The organism is Paenarthrobacter aurescens (assembly GCF_025421775.1).
Taxonomy (GTDB): Bacteria; Actinomycetota; Actinomycetes; order Actinomycetales; family Micrococcaceae; genus Arthrobacter; species Arthrobacter aurescens_B.
The window spans coordinates 1-268 of the sequence record NZ_JAOEFX010000318.1 but is presented as its reverse complement, the minus strand read 5'-3'; the positions used below and the strand labels follow the sequence as shown (position 1 = coordinate 268).

Below are 268 nucleotides of genomic sequence, written 5' to 3'. Positions count from 1 at the left end.
AAGGGTGTCATCAAGATCCTCTTCACCATCCTCCACTACTTCTAGTATAGTTTCTAGAATGGAGGGAGCCTCCACCATTTTGTTTGACCTCTTTTGTTTAACCCTTATAGGTGCATGTTCTACTTGTTGGCATATCAATGTTGCTAGTGATTTTTCTGCCTCTGGGGCTACCTCTTCTAACCTTTTCCCTTTCTTCTTTCTCTTCTCCTCTCTCTCAAAGTATGCCACATCACTTGCATGTCCATAGATTGTTCTGAGGTAGATCAGT

Annotated in this window: 1 protein-coding gene; it reads right to left on the bottom strand. The window is 42.2% G+C overall.

Annotation, left to right across the window (positions count from 1 at the left end; all coding sequences use genetic code 11):
* Positions 1 to 268, bottom strand: a 268-nt coding sequence (locus N7568_RS23785; RefSeq protein ID WP_261612159.1) for a hypothetical protein, incomplete at both ends; no start/stop codon positions are given.